The sequence below is a fragment of the Echinicola salinicaeni genome (assembly GCF_014280965.1).
Taxonomy (GTDB): domain Bacteria; phylum Bacteroidota; class Bacteroidia; order Cytophagales; family Cyclobacteriaceae; genus Echinicola; species Echinicola salinicaeni.
On the sequence record NZ_JACODZ010000002.1, the window covers coordinates 62092 to 76641 of the forward strand.

The window sequence follows — 14550 nt, forward strand, 5'->3', positions numbered from 1 at the left end:
TAGATATTAAAACCTATCAACCTATTAAAATAAAAGCAGATGAGAATTCTCGTCTGCTTTTGTTTTCAGCGTTTATTCTGATTGATTTAGAGAAGAAGTGAACATGTTAGGATATCAGATGGTTTGTAAATTGAGTTATAAGATCTGATAGTCAAGCATTTTTCAAAGAGTAGTGAAGTGGAGATGCTTTTGAAATCTATCCTAGGAGCCTCAATTTTTTCGAATATAAGATTATGTATTAAAAAAAATATTATTTACGAATGTGCATGGTGAATGATAATGATTTCATAAACAATATCATGGTGAAATCATTTTGACTTTTTCTAGTTTTACTGTTTTATCGTAAAAAGGAGATAGTGATGATTACTGATCAAGCGGATAATGCGTTGTTTGAAAAAGTACGATTGGGTGACCATATAGCATTTAATAATTTGTATGATAGGTTTTGGGAGCTAATGTATGGAGCAGCCTATGCAAGAGTGAAGTCTTGTGATTTGGCCAAAGATATTGTGCAAGAGATTTTTGTTGATATATGGAATCGGAAGAAAACGATCAAAATTAGATCCACTGTGAAGGTATACCTGCTTACCGCGGTAAAGTATAAGGTTTTTAGAGTAATAGATGAATTGGCCAAGTTGGAGCAATTGGACAGGGAAAATGGCGATTTGACTTATTATAATAGTAATGATTTACTAGATTTTGAGGAGATATATAATTTGATAGCGTTAAGTTTGGACAAGCTTCCAGACCACCACCGTGAGATATTTACTTTAAGTAAATTAGGTGGGCTAAGTGCCAAAGAAATCAGCCTCAGAGTAGAATTGGAACCTCAATCAGTCCATAATATTCTCTCCAAAACTTCGAAATTTATGAGAAAAGAACTCAAAGATCATTATTCGATTTTTCTATGATATTATTTATGTGATTTTTGTTGCTGTAATATGTTTGTTGTTTTGTTTTTTAGTATTTTTCTTTATTGTTTTATGTTTTTATTATTGTATTTTGGTTTTTTATTTTGAATTAATCTCCTTTTATGGAACCTTGTGAATGTTTGCTTTAAACGAACTCCGTCTTTGGAGAAGGTAGGTTATATTCATTTCCTGAAGGAAATATTAGTTTGCAAAGTGTTTTTGCGGTTATTTAAAAGGCGGCAAGTAGACGTTCAAGAAAAACAATGAAGGAATCCTCCATAGATATAGGACTTTTCGAAAGAGTGAGAAAAGGAGATAAATCTGCTTTTGATGCTTTGTATTATAAATATTGGGAACTATTGTATGGTTCAGCTTATGCAAGAATAAAGTCTGTGGACCTTGCTCAGGATATTGTTCAAGAAATTTTTATCGATATTTGGAACAGGAGGAATAAGCTTGTGATTATGTCAGATCCAAAGGTGTATTTACTGACTGCAGTGAAGTATAAGGTCTTTAGGTTTATTGATAAGATGAGGAGACAAGAGACTTTACAGAATAGTAGGATTGAACTGTTAAGCGAGGAGAATAATCTGTTAGAGTTTGAGGAGATATATGAACGAATCGAGGTGTGTCTGGAAAAGTTTTCAGAGACACATAAAACAATTTTTCGACTTAATAAATTAGAGGGATTTAATGCAAAAGAAATTGGACTTCAAGTGGGCATGGCCACGCAGTCAGTGCATAATATTATTAGCAAAACAACCAAGGTGGTCAAGAAGGAGCTGAAAGGCTATTATTCTATTTTTTTGTAAGGCTTGTCTTTTGTTAAGCTGATTGCTCAGTTTAAGATAGTTCTCTTTCGATTATTTACTCATGATTTTTTTTAATCTTTTTTCTTTCTGAAAAAAGATGTTTTAATAATTTTTTAATTACTTATAAATTGCTGACTATTAGTTTTTTGTGATTTTAAAGTTACCCGGTTATTAATAACTCCTTTTAATAGATAATATATAAATAACATGCTCTGAAAGTAAGATTGCGTACCGAGCTGTACTTATATATGATGACAAGAAAAAACGAACATATTCCAAAGTATATAGAAGAGTCAATAAGAAAGCTATTAAGGGGAGGGGGGATAGAAGCAGAGGAGCTTGAGCGACTAAATAATTGGTATGATAGCCAAATGGAGCAAGGTCTAGAGATTGATTCTATATTGACAAAAGAGGAACTAAGGGAACTGATGCTCTCAAATATCCATAGGCACTTGGAGAGAGCTGATGGACATGGGGCTGATCTGAATGTAAACCACAAGGTCACTAGAGAAAAGAATGAAGAAACAATATTTAGGCGTCTGGCTAAAAGTACTTTAGTGCGGGCTGCAGCAATTTTGTTGATTTTGATAGGTACTGTAGTAGTTCTTAGTCTCGATCGCCAAGCAGATACAGTAGCAGTAAGCCAAGAGCAATGGACTGTACATGCAAATCCAAAAGGGCAAAAGAGTAAAATGAAGCTGCCCGATGGTTCTACCGTAATATTGAATGCAGACAGTGAAGTTAGATATGTATCTGATTTTGGACAAAACAGCAGGGATATTTTTCTTAAGGGGCAGGCATTTTTTGAGGTGGAAAAAGACAGCATCCCTTTTAGGGTAATGAGTGCAGGGGTGGTTACAGAGGCATTGGGGACTTCCTTTGATATCAAGTCGTTTGAGGGGCAAGCACCACTAGTTCGTCTGACAACTGGTAGGGTTAAGGTATACCAACAAGAAAAAAATGATACTCAGGTCATTTTGGAACCTGGCGAGGAAGTCAGAATAATAGCTGGAGCCCTGACGGCAGTTGAGAATTTTGACATAGAAAAAGCAATTGGATGGCAAAAAGGGATTATTGTCTTTGACCGGGTAACTTTCAGTGAGGTATTTGAGGTTTTGGAACGCTGGTATAATGTGGAGATAGATATTGAAAATCTTCCAAATGCAGGTAAACTGGTGTCTGGAGAATTTAAAAAGGCTATGCTGGTAAATGTGTTAGAAAGTTTGTCTTATTCTTATGGGTTTGATTATCAGGTTTATAAAGATAAAAATAAAGTAAATGTTCAATTTAAAAAACCATAATACTATGTGAAAAAAATAAAAAAAGAAAAGCCAACAGGTAAACTGATGGCTTTTGAAAAGGAGAATAGATGAGTTTCTCAGGCCAATCTATTCGCCAACGTTTTAATGTCTCTTAACACCAAAACATTTCAAATTTATGAAAAAAATCTTACATGCGATCTGTATGATAGGCAAATTCTATTTGTATGGTTTTTTCGTACAGCTATTGTTTTTCAACTTGTTGTACGCAGAATCATCGAATGCACAAGGAGCTTTGGATATTAGCAAAGTTCAGTTAGATCTCGACATGGATAAGGCTACTTTAGAAGAAGTTTTCAATGCCATTAAGTCTAAAACCGAATTCACTTTTATTTATGATGAAATTCTGACAGAGGAAGCACCACCAGTTTCTATTAAAGTGAGAAATAAATCCTTAGAGCATATCCTTTTACAACTTTCCCGTTCTCATAGTTTGTCGTTTAAGCAGGTAGACGATCGTATCAGTGTAAAGACTTTGGATAGAGGAACGTTTACAGAGGTAGTGAAGGAAGTGGCTGTAAATGGCACCGTTGTGGACAAATTTGGGGAACCCATTCCAGGAGTGACAGTGGTCATCAAAGGCACAACGATGGGCGTTTCTACTGATATTGATGGAAAATATTCTTTGTTAGTGCCAGAAGAGGCCTCTTTGGTCTATTCCTTTGTTGGCTTTGTTTCCCAAGAGATTAATGTAGGGGATAAAAGCCAGATTGATATTATATTACTAGAAGATCTTACATCATTGGATGAAGTAGTGGTAACTGCTTTAGGAATTGAAAAGGCAGAAGCCAGTTTGGGCTATGCTGTCCAAGAAGTAAAAGGAAAACAATTTGAAAAAGTTAAAAGTGATCAATTCCTCGATATACTGAACGGAAAGATAGCCGGTCTAAGGGTAAATAGTCGTTCAGGCTTATTACAAGACCCTGGCATCTCCCTCAGGGGAAGGACGCCCCTCTACGTAGTAAATGGGATTCCTATTCGAAATTCTTTTAGAGGGATTGCACCTGATGATATAGAGAAGATTACTGTGTTAAAGGGGCCTCAGGCTTCAGTGTTATATGGATCTAAAGGTAAAGATGGTGCGATAGTGATTACCACAAAGAGTTCAGGGGAAGAGGAATTACTACTTTCAATTAATTCTTCAACCCAAGTTTCAACTGGATATCTTACAATACCTAAAGTACAGACGATTTATGGACAGGGTGAATTTGGCCAATACGCCTATGTAGACGGAAAAGGAGGGGGACTCTATGATGATATTTGGGTTTGGGGACCAAAAATGGATCAATCCGATCCTAATACTGAAAGTGGATATTGGGAGACCCCGCAATATAACAGTCCAGTTGATCCAGAAACTGGTGAAAGAATCCCAACTCCGTGGAGATCACATCCTGACAACCTCAAAAATCTATTAAGGAATGGACTTGTAACCAATAATAATATTAGCGTTTCACAAAAAATAGGTAAGGGAGCATTCAATATAGGTTTGAACCAGATGTATCGAAAGGGGATGATCCCTAATACTGATGTAAATCAGGTTGGAGTTAATATGGGTGGTAACTACGAGGTTACTGATAGACTTACCTTCGCAGCGAACCTAAATTATAGTAATCTTTTTACCAATAACTATCCTCCTGTAGGTTATGGAAATGATCAGGTATATTATAATACGGTCCTTTATATGGGAGCCAATAATGATATAATGGATTTAAAGGACTATTGGGTAGAGGGGCAAGAAGGATATTTGCAACGAAACTATAATTATGCTTGGTTTCAAAATCCGTGGTTTTTGGCATATGAATATCTTCGTCCATATTCCAAAAAAAGAGTTATTGCCTCTGCTTCCTTGGATTATAAGTTGGGAGAGGAGACGAGTTTATTGCTAAGGCTTGGGAACGATTACCAATTTACAAATAACGAATTCAAGAAGCCTTATGCATGGGTGAATGGAGAGACTGGGTCCTATTCCAAAAACACTTATGATGAATCTTTATTGGATGTCACGGCTATTATTAATAGTAAGAAGAAGTTTGGAGACTTCGGTTTTGATCTAATGGGAGGAGGAAACTGGAATGAAGAATTGACAAAAAGCCTTTCAGGAACTACAGTGGGAGGTTTGATCGTGCCAGATGTGTACAACTTTTCCAATTCCAAAAAACAAGCAACGGTAGAAAACTGGACAAACCATAAACGTATGTTTGGATTATTTGGGTCAGCTACTGTTTCTTGGAAAGAGTCCTTATTCTTTGGGTTTACAGGTAGAAATGACTGGTCATCAGCGTTGATACAAGGAAACCGGTCTTATTTCTATCCTTCAGTATCTTCCAGTATAATTGCTTCACGATTGATCAGGTTGCCAGAGCAAATTAGCTTCCTTAAGTTTCGCGGTTCCTGGGCAAGGGTGGGTAGAGATATGAGCCCATATAACTTGGCCAATTATTATTATCTCTCTAGGGTTTGGGGAAATAGTCCTTCGTTTGCACCAGTGGATAGGGCGATTGATCCAGATATCAAACCAAGTATGACCGATTCTTACGAGTTAGGCTTGGACTTAAGGCTCTTCGATGATAAGGTAAAAATCGATTTTGCCTACTTCAATACTTTGGATAAAGCTTGGATTCAAGAAGTAAGCATTCCTTCCCCTTCCGGATATGGAACGATGTTGACAAATGGAAACTCTTATTTAAGAGATGGCTTTGAAATAACATTGGGATTAAAGCCAATCCAGAGTAAGGATTTGGACTGGAATATTTCAGCGAATGTTTTCAAGTTTAAAACAGTCCTTTACGATATCTACAATGACCAATATAAATATGGTTATCTAAAAGTAGGGGACAGAACAGACTCGTTTTTTGCACCAGTATATCTAAAGCAACCCGGTACTGACAACTTTGTAGTAGATAATAATGGCTTGCCAATAGTTGATAATTTCAATAGAAATCTGGGAAACAAAGACCCAAAGCTGGAAACTGGGCTTAATAATTTCTTGAGGTATAAGAAATTATCAGTTGATATGCAGTTTACCGCTAGGTTTGGAGGTTTGATTTATTCACAGTTGAATGCAAGAATGATTGAGACAGGAAAAGATCCTAGAACAGCTACTCCTCTACGAGAAGAAGATTGGGATAAGATTCCTTCTTATATCCCTGAAGATGCAGTGGTGGTTACTGAAGGGGAAATCATATATAATTCCCAAGGGGATGTGATTAGTGACACCAGGAAGTTTGCCCCAAGTGAAATCCCTGTAATGTTCAAAGACTGGATGAGGAAAATGGGAAGCTTGGGAGGAAGAATGACGGAAGGGTGGAATGTGTATGATGCTTCTTTTATCAAACTCAGAAGTGTGTCACTGACTTATGATCTATCTGATTTTGTAGAGGAAACAGAATGGATAAAGGGGCTTGACGTGTCTTTGATAGGACAAAATTTATGGATGTGGAAAAAACTTCCACATGAGGACCCTGATGGAGCAGTAACAACTTTGGGCTATCCAACAGAACGGTATGTGGGGCTTAACTTTTCTGTAAAATTCTAACATTACAAATTGAAACAACATGAAAATCATGCAATCTATAAAAGGGTATTGTCTTATCGCTTTATTGAGCTTATTGGCTAGTTGCTCAATGAGTTTGGATGAGGTGAGTGAAAACCCAAATCGCTCAGAGGTGACCAACCCTGGAAACCTTCTGACTTATGTGTTATTAGATACTTTTGGTCCAGTATACTATGGTTACAATCGACAGATTGATAACTATTATATAGACTGGCGATTCGGCGGGTCTCATTTGAATTGGAATCGAAGGTCTTTTACGGCGGATTACCGTAGGCTTACTATCATAGATTTGATGAAGGAGGAAGCAGAAAGAGTTGATTTAAAGGCATATATTCCAATTGGCCAGTTTTTGGAAGCTTATTGGATGTTTAATATTACTAGGCTATACGGAGATGTACCTTTTTCTCAGGCCAATAAGTTAGACGAAGGACTTTCCAATCCTAGCTATGATCAACAAGAGGATATTATTTATTCAATTTTAAAAAAATTGGAAGAAGCTAATAATGGACTAGCTTCCTTGGGAGGAGAGCAAATTCAAGGTGATGTTATTTATGACGGAGATCTTGCAAAATGGCGAAAATTGGTAAACATGTTTCGATTAAGGGTCTTGATCAATCTAACCACAAAGACTAGTGTAAAGGATATTGATGTTCAAGACTTGTTTGCTCAGATTGTGGATGACCAAGCCAATAATCCATTGATGGGCCAATTGGATGACAGCCCAATACTCTATGAAGAAGATAATCCTGATAATTATTATATCTACAGTAACAATAACTTTATTTCGGGAATCAGAATCACCCAGTTTTTGGCGGAATATATGAAGGATCACCGGGATGTAAGGTTGATGGAGTTTGCTCAGCCAACTATATATGCGGAAGAAAATGACCTAGACCCAGATGATTTTAATAATTACTATGGGACTAATCCTTGGCCTAAGCAGTCAAATAATTCCAATTATCCCTTAGAGGATAGTAAAAAAGTTTCCAGGGTAAATAACAAGTACCATCGAAACCCTGTGGGACCTCCTACCATGGTAATAGGCTATCCAGAGCAACAGTTTATACTTGCAGAGGCGGCATTGAGAGGTTGGATTCAAGACGCACCTGATACTCATTTTGATCTTGGAGTTAGGGCTTCTTATGCTTTTTTTGGGATTGGAGAATCAGAGGCAGAAGCTTATTTATCTCAAGAAAATGTAAAGCTTTTAGGAGATGAAGAAGAGATGTTCGAGCGGATCATTTCTGAAAAATATCTTAATTTCTTTATGCAAGGAGGTTATGAGCCCTACTTTGAAATTAGAAGGACTGGCTACCCCGACTTTGGGAAGTATGTAGAACCCGATATTTCAACATTATATAATAATGGAAATCTTCCTTTGAGGTATTTGTATCCATTGGGTGAAGTTACTGATAACCAGTCTAACCTGGCACAAGCAGTGAGTCGCTTGGATCAAGGAGATAATATTTTTTCCAAAATGTGGATGATCCAAGGAGAAGATATACTTAAAAATCCTAGCCCATTTCCCTATCACTAGCCTCGTCTTTTACTAATATTTATTTATGTCATGAATAGAAAGAAATTTATTGCTAGGTTATTCGATTTAGCAGGAGGAATAATTGTGTTCCCATCTATACTTAGCTGCGTTCAAGATTCCGAATTGGATAAGGATTCAGAAAATAAATCAAATAGTCCGGTGTTGACAAGTGGTACGGTTAGGTTTGGAGTGATTACAGATGTTCATCAAGATTTGATACCCGATGCTGAAGATCGTTTAGGCAAGTTTATTACGGAAGCAAACAAATCCAATCTAGACTTCATCATTCAGCTAGGGGATTTTTGCTTTCCTGTAATAAAAAATTCAAATTTTCTTGAGATTTGGAACAGCTTTATTGGAGATAAGTTTCATGTTTTAGGCAATCATGATTTGGATGTAAACAGCAAGGAAACTTTTCTAAACTTTGTTTCCCAAAGTGATAGGGGAGCTTATTTTTCTTTTGACAAAGGAGGTTTTCACTTTGTGATATTAGACAATAATTATATCAAATCTGGAGAGGAATTCCTGCCTTATTCCCATCAGAATTACTACGATTATAGTAATAGTGAAATTAATCAGGTTTCACCAGAACAATTGGTGTGGCTGGAGAAGGATTTAGCACAAACTGATAAGCCTACCATAGTGTTTTCTCATGTCCCAATCAACAAACTAGTAAGTAATAGAAATGATGTGCTTGGGATTTTTAGAAAAGAAAATGAAAAAGGAAAGAAAGTAATTGCTGCCTTTAGTGGTCATCAGCACCTAAACTGGCATTTGGAATTGGATGGTGTAAATCATGTTCAAATCAACAGCGCAAGTTATAAGTATTCAGGAAGGGACCATGAAAAGGTTTTTGGAAGATATCCAGAAAGTGTGGAAAAAGAGTATCCCATCCTTCCCAGTGCGGATCCATATGATGATTCACTTTTCGCAATAGTTGAAATCAATGGAAATGTCAGACAGATCAATATCCAAGGAAGAGAGGCCAACTTTGTCCCGCCATCTCCATACGATCTAGGATATTATGAGTATACCGATCAAATGAGTCCATCATCAAAGATCGATTCTAGAAAAATCAAGTTTTAAATTAAACTTTAATGAAATGAAAACAATAATATATAAAATCATATGCCTTCTTGTAGTCACGCTATCCCTTAATAGTTGTATTTACAAAGAAGGCGAGGTGGGACCAAAAGGAATTCAAGGTGAGCAGGGTCCTCAAGGAGAAGTTGGAGAACTAGGGCCAAAAGGAGAAAATGGAGAATTGGAAAGTTTGAATGTATTTTACTCTGATTGGAAAAGTAACGAATTCATAGGTGAAGGAAGGGAGTGGAAATCTGAAATCTTGGCTCCAGAGATTACGGATGAAGTACTTAATTCTGGGGTAGTCAATATGTACTACTTTTTATCTGGAAAGTATATCTATAAAATGCCTTATGAGGGAACCTATACTTCTACAAATAAGGTGACCTACGAATTGTATGAGGGCAAGGTGGTTATTATAAGTACAGTTAAGTTAAATCCTAACAGTGCAAAGTTTAGGTATGTTATTTCTTCTGGAATCTAATTTAAATTAAAGTATTATGAAATATTCAATATTAATATTGTTGATATACGCGATTAGTTTTTCAAGCTGTGTTGTAGAGGGGCCTGAAGGACCTCAAGGCTTACAGGGCGAGGTAGGAGACGCTGGAGAGAAAGGAGAGCCCGGAGAACCTGGAGAACCTGGGGTAGGAATTACTGAGGGAGTGGTCGCATCTGAATGGATGACTATAGCGTTTTCAGGAGAAAACAGGACCTGGGTAGGGATCATGGAAAACCCATCAATAAGTCAGGAAGTCTTGGATAAAGGAGACGTTTTGGTTTACTATAAAACTTCTTCTGGTGCCGTGAGGGAACTGAATTTTTTCTCCGATCAAGATAATATCACACAACAATTACGACTTGGAGAAATAATTATCAGCAGCACCTTTGACGCGTCTGAATCCGAGTTTCGGTATATTATATTAAACAGTGGTGTTTCTGAGGCCATTGGAGCAAACTTGAATTACAAAGAGATTACCAATGTACTGCATATAAAATAATGGATGAGTTAAAGGTTAACAGAAGACAACCATATTTTTAATTTTCTAAAGATAATAAGATGAAAAAATCGATAAAATTATTATATCTATTCATAGTAACTATTTTGATGTTTACAAATTGTAGAGAACCAGAGCTCCCTGGGCAAATGGGAGAACGAGGGGATAAAGGAATAGTTGGCCCCAAAGGAGAAAAAGGCGAACAGGGAGAAAAAGGTGATGGTGGAGGACTTGATAATGTCTTTTATTCAGAATGGAGTAGATACTCTTTTGTAGGTTTGTCCAATGGTTTTTGGAGAACACAGATTCAGTCAGATTTCATAAATACTTCTATACTTGAAAAAGGTAAAGTAATAGTTTATTTCAAAAGGGGAGAAGATGTATTTAAGCTAGATTATGTAAAAGATGACGAAAGTATTACTCAGCGATTAGACGTGAGTTCTATTTGGCTTTATAGCAGTTTTGATCCAAGTGCTGTTCAATTTAGGTATATAGTTGTTCCGGGAGACATTGATAATAAAGTTGCATCAAGAATAAATTTTGATGACTATGATAATGTCCTTGAAATATTCTCAATTAAATAAAGCTGGCATGATTATAAGAAGAACATGTGTGCTTCTAATTTTTATATGGGTGTGTATTAGTTGTAATAGAAAGGAGAATAGTACCAAAATCATTGCCCATAGAGGGACCTGGGATGAACATAATGCACCCGAAAACTCGATAGCCTCTCTTAAAGAATCTATTAAGTTGGGACTGGATGGGTCAGAATTTGATGTTTGGATGACAAAGGACAGTGTATTGGTGGTAAACCATGCCCCTGAATTTGCTGAAAAATATATTGAAACAGCAACCTACGAGGAGTTAGCTGTTTATAATCTATCAAATCTGGAGAAGTTACCAAAATTAGAAGATTATCTGAAAACAGGTGTGGGACAAAATAGAACAAAACTTGTTCTAGAAATTAAAACTCCAAAGATCAGTCATGAAAGAAAAGGTTTTATAGCTCAGAGATGTGTTGAATTAGTTGAGCAGTTGGGGCTAGAAGACATTGTGGAATATATCTGCTTTGACTTTGATATTGGATTAAAAATTATAGAGTTAACCAAAAAATCACCTGTAAGCTATTTGGGGTGGAAGTTAGATAGGGAGTTGTTAGATCTGAAAAATGCAGGCTTTAGCGGAATAGATTTTCATATAAAAACCTATAAAGAAGATACAGCACTTATTGACAGAGCAAAGGCTATTGGTCTGGAAACAAATGTATGGACAGTTAATGATGAGGCGGATATGATTTGGTTTTTGGAAAAGGGAATTGATTTAATAACCACTGATAAGCCAGCTTTACTTAAGGAAGTTATGCAGAGGTGAGTTGGTTTGAGATTAAACAGAAAAACTTCTGGTCAGTCCTTTCTTTGAAATCATGAGGGAATACTTGATATTTCGAAGAACTTTCTGATAGTAGGTGAAGGGAAGATTGTTGAAATATGATAAGGGCATCCAAAACCTTGGTTTTGGATGCCCTTTATCTTTTTGATTTGTCTGAATTTTAATCAAATAAATCGAATTTTACTCCAAAGTTTAACCGTGCATTATAATATTCTTCTTGCATTGTTCTTGAGCGAATTCCTTGATAATACCTCAATGGCTGATTGGTCAAATTATTGCCTTCGAAGAAAAGTCTCCATTTAGGAGTGAAAGCATAGGAAGCATTGACATCCAAAAACAATTGCTCATCATAATACCTGTCCTCAAACTCATCGCCACCAAGTTCATCCAAATAATCTCCTGCATAATTTAAGGAAGCTCTCAAAACCAGTTTTTTTGTTTCATAAGAAAGAGAAGCATTGAACATATGCTGGGCAGTACCGGGGAGTTCTAGTTGGTCATTTTCTCTACCTTCTATGCCTGTGGTTTCAGATTTTGTGAAGGTGTAATTTAAATAAATCCCAAGTCCTTTCCATACTTGCTTCTGGATGGATGTTTCCAAACCATATACAGCCGCTGTACCACCATTTTCAGGTCTGGTATATTCCAGCCCATCACCAAATACTGGATCGTTATAGTTTAGGTCTGTTTTTTCATAGACAAATTGGTCAATGTCTTTATAGAAACCCCCAAAGGAAATTAAGCCTACATTATTAAAATACTTCTCGGCCATCAGATCAAAATTCATGGCAGTAGTAGGAACTAGGTCAGGATTTCCCCTTGACAGCTCATCGTCCTCTGCTACATATTCAGCATAGGGAACCAAGTCATAATAATTTGGCCTTGCAATGGTATTGGTCCAAGCAAATCTGAAGATGGTATTTTGATCCGCATCGTATTTTAAATGAACTCCGGGCATAAAGTTAGCATAGCTGTCCTGCTGACTGGTTGTGCTAAAAGTCTCATTGTCCACATCATAAAGGTTGCCCGTATAATCGATTTTTGTATGTTCCCATCTTAAACCAACAATTGTCGAAAGCTTTTCGGTTAATTGGTGGTCGGCCATTGCGTAGGCTGCGGTAATCGTTTCATTTGCTGTATAGTTACTTGGCAAAAACTCTTCATAAATCAATTCTCCCTCAAATTGACTTGCATCATTTAGGTTCAGTGTGCCCAAGAATTGAGGAGTAGCAAATGTTCCTATTTGGTATTGGCTGCCAGGTAAAAAATTGGGGTCAGATTGGTCAGCGTAAGTTATATCCCCCAAGGTGGCACCAAATGCATTTTCATCCAAAGGAGCATATTCATAATAGTTGTTGCTCCTATTTTTGTATTTTCCTCTGAAACGACCGCCAAACTGTAATATCCCTTTGTCATTGTAAGGTAATTTAAAGTCTAATTTGGCATTAAGGTCCTCATCAAAGGTGTATTGATATTCTTCAGAAAGGTTATCTAATTCAAAGGATAAATTATCTGATAAGTTAGACAAGGCTGCAAAAGGCTTTCGTGGGTTCCTGATATCAATGCTAACATTTTGATCTTCTTGTCGGTAAGCAATATATCTTTCATTAGGTCGCTCTTCAGATGCTTTGGCATAAGTTGCCGACCAATCCATTTTTAGTTTGTTGAATAAATGGTCTCCGCCCAATGTGAAATTCTGTACCCTTTGATCTTCTAATCTTCTAGCTTTGTTTCTGTTGGAATCTATCCCTCCTTTGGTCTCATATTCTACCCGTGCACCGGACGAGGTGAAAATTCCTTCTGAGATTTCTTCAAAATTACCATCATCAAAAACATCATCTAACTTATCTACCTTCATCGCAAAGCGATTCTCCCAATCATCACGGTGATTGTACATACTTGAGAAAAGGAGGGTGTGGTTGGGGTTGATTTCAAAATCCAGGGCTAATGATACCGATCTGCGTACCCTTTGCACCAAGTATTTTCTCATTTCAAACTCCTCAAGCGCCACGCCATTATCGGAATCATACCAAGCTGATTCGATGTTTTCCGAACCAAAGTTGTGGTTGTTATAAGAAGCCGAGACTATCGCTCCTAATTTCCCCCCTAAAAAACGGTCTCCAATGATCATTCCCCCAGTCCAAATAGGTTTATCGGATAATAAATTCACTCCTGAACCGGCTGTGCCTGAAACCCTCAAACCATTAGGAGCCTTTCGGGTCACCAAGTTTACGGATCCACCTATAGCATCCGCATCCATACTGGGTAAAACTGCCTTATTAACTTCGATGGTTTGGATCATATCTGATGGGATTAAATCCATCTGCACTCTTCTATTATCTCCTTCTGCGGATGGAATTCTTTCACCATTTAATGTTACTGAATTTAAATGAGGAGCCATTCCACGAATGATAATGTCACGTGCTTCACCTTGGTCATTCTGCATGGTTATACCAGGGATTCGCTTTAATGCATCACCTATATTTGCATCTGGAAACCTTCCAATCTGATCTGAAGAAACAATATTGGTGATATTTGAATTGTTTTTTTGTTGGTTCAAGGCTTTTGCTTGTCCTTTTAACCTATCTCCCATGACTACAAATTCCATACTTTCTATGGTCTTTTGATCTAGCTTAAAATTTAAGACGGTCGTTTTTCCATCTTCGATTTTAGCAGAATGGACAATAGAGCCATAGCCCAAATAGGAAACGGATACTTCGTAATCACCCGCAGGTAAATCCACAATTGCATAATCACCGGTTTGGTCGGTCACTGTCCCCATAGTGGTTTTTTGTAAGATCACATTGGCTCCAGGCATAGCGAGGTTTTGGGCATCGATAACCCTACCGCGGAGTATTCCTTGTGCTAGCACAAACTCGTAATCTAGGCAAAAAGCAGCTAGCAGAATAAAAGTTCTCAGTAATAATTTTTTCATAATTGTGAGATTG

The 14550-nt window shown here is 37.1% G+C and carries 11 protein-coding genes; 10 read left to right on the forward strand and 1 reads right to left on the reverse strand.

From position 1 onward, the window contains the following. Positions 1-359 precede the first annotated feature (359 nt). The 10 genes from H7U17_RS03840 to H7U17_RS03885 all read left to right on the forward strand — a co-directional run bounded on the left by H7U17_RS03840 (position 360) and on the right by H7U17_RS03885 (position 11584). Complete coding sequence (locus H7U17_RS03840) at positions 360-911, forward strand: RNA polymerase sigma factor (protein WP_186755043.1); 552 nt, start codon at positions 360-362, stop codon at positions 909-911. A gap of 263 nt (positions 912-1174) precedes the next feature. Beyond that, complete coding sequence (locus H7U17_RS03845; protein ID WP_186755045.1) at positions 1175-1723, forward strand: RNA polymerase sigma factor; 549 nt, start codon at positions 1175-1177, stop codon at positions 1721-1723. A 248-nt stretch (positions 1724-1971) separates the two neighbouring features. Next, positions 1972-3024, forward strand: a complete 1053-nt coding sequence (locus H7U17_RS03850) for a FecR family protein (RefSeq protein WP_186755047.1) — start codon at positions 1972-1974, stop codon at positions 3022-3024. A gap of 136 nt (positions 3025-3160) precedes the next feature. Beyond that, positions 3161-6577, forward strand: a complete 3417-nt coding sequence (locus H7U17_RS03855) for a SusC/RagA family TonB-linked outer membrane protein (RefSeq protein ID WP_186755054.1) — start codon at positions 3161-3163, stop codon at positions 6575-6577. 28 nt (positions 6578-6605) lie between these two features. Next, complete coding sequence (locus H7U17_RS03860; RefSeq protein WP_186755056.1) at positions 6606-8132, forward strand: SusD/RagB family nutrient-binding outer membrane lipoprotein; 1527 nt, start codon at positions 6606-6608, stop codon at positions 8130-8132. Between the two features lie 30 nt (positions 8133-8162). After that, positions 8163-9218 carry a metallophosphoesterase family protein gene (locus H7U17_RS03865; protein WP_186755057.1) on the forward strand — a complete coding sequence of 352 codons (1056 nt, stop codon included), beginning with the start codon at positions 8163-8165 and terminating at the stop codon, positions 9216-9218. A 16-nt stretch (positions 9219-9234) separates the two neighbouring features. Continuing rightward, positions 9235-9699 (forward strand): collagen-like protein, encoded by a 465-nt coding sequence (locus H7U17_RS03870; protein WP_186755732.1) that lies wholly within the window; start codon positions 9235-9237, stop codon positions 9697-9699. A 16-nt stretch (positions 9700-9715) separates the two neighbouring features. Further along, positions 9716-10216 (forward strand): hypothetical protein, encoded by a 501-nt coding sequence (locus H7U17_RS03875; protein ID WP_186755059.1) that lies wholly within the window; start codon positions 9716-9718, stop codon positions 10214-10216. A 59-nt stretch (positions 10217-10275) separates the two neighbouring features. After that, on the forward strand, positions 10276-10797 hold the full coding sequence (locus tag H7U17_RS03880; RefSeq protein ID WP_186755061.1) for a collagen-like triple helix repeat-containing protein: 522 nt from the start codon (positions 10276-10278) through the stop codon (positions 10795-10797). A 7-nt stretch (positions 10798-10804) separates the two neighbouring features. After that, a complete protein-coding gene (locus H7U17_RS03885; protein WP_186755063.1) occupies positions 10805-11584 on the forward strand; it encodes a glycerophosphodiester phosphodiesterase in 780 nt (259 codons plus the stop codon). Positions 11585-11762: 178 nt separating this feature from the next. On the opposite strand, the gene H7U17_RS03890 is transcribed toward H7U17_RS03885, so the two are convergent. Further along, the gene (locus tag H7U17_RS03890; RefSeq protein WP_186755064.1) at positions 11763-14537 is read right to left on the reverse strand and encodes a TonB-dependent receptor; all 2775 of its coding nucleotides are present in this window, start codon (positions 14535-14537) and stop codon (positions 11763-11765) included. Between the last annotated feature and the right edge of the window lie 13 nt (positions 14538-14550).

Excerpts from the sequence above, each read along its gene's own strand:
- H7U17_RS03840 (WP_186755043.1), top strand. The coding sequence starts at position 360 with ATGATTACTGATCAAGCGGATAATGCGTTGTTTGAAAAAGTACGATTG.
- H7U17_RS03845 (WP_186755045.1), top strand. The coding sequence starts at position 1,175 with ATGAAGGAATCCTCCATAGATATAGGACTTTTCGAAAGAGTGAGAAAA.
- H7U17_RS03850 (WP_186755047.1), top strand. The coding sequence starts at position 1,972 with ATGATGACAAGAAAAAACGAACATATTCCAAAGTATATAGAAGAGTCA.
- H7U17_RS03855 (WP_186755054.1), top strand. The coding sequence starts at position 3,161 with ATGAAAAAAATCTTACATGCGATCTGTATGATAGGCAAATTCTATTTG.
- H7U17_RS03860 (WP_186755056.1), top strand. The coding sequence starts at position 6,606 with ATGCAATCTATAAAAGGGTATTGTCTTATCGCTTTATTGAGCTTATTG.
- H7U17_RS03865 (WP_186755057.1), top strand. The coding sequence starts at position 8,163 with ATGAATAGAAAGAAATTTATTGCTAGGTTATTCGATTTAGCAGGAGGA.
- H7U17_RS03870 (WP_186755732.1), top strand. The coding sequence starts at position 9,235 with ATGAAAACAATAATATATAAAATCATATGCCTTCTTGTAGTCACGCTA.
- H7U17_RS03875 (WP_186755059.1), top strand. The coding sequence starts at position 9,716 with ATGAAATATTCAATATTAATATTGTTGATATACGCGATTAGTTTTTCA.
- H7U17_RS03880 (WP_186755061.1), top strand. The coding sequence starts at position 10,276 with ATGAAAAAATCGATAAAATTATTATATCTATTCATAGTAACTATTTTG.
- H7U17_RS03885 (WP_186755063.1), top strand. The coding sequence starts at position 10,805 with ATGATTATAAGAAGAACATGTGTGCTTCTAATTTTTATATGGGTGTGT.
- H7U17_RS03890 (WP_186755064.1), bottom strand. The coding sequence starts at position 14,537 with ATGAAAAAATTATTACTGAGAACTTTTATTCTGCTAGCTGCTTTTTGC.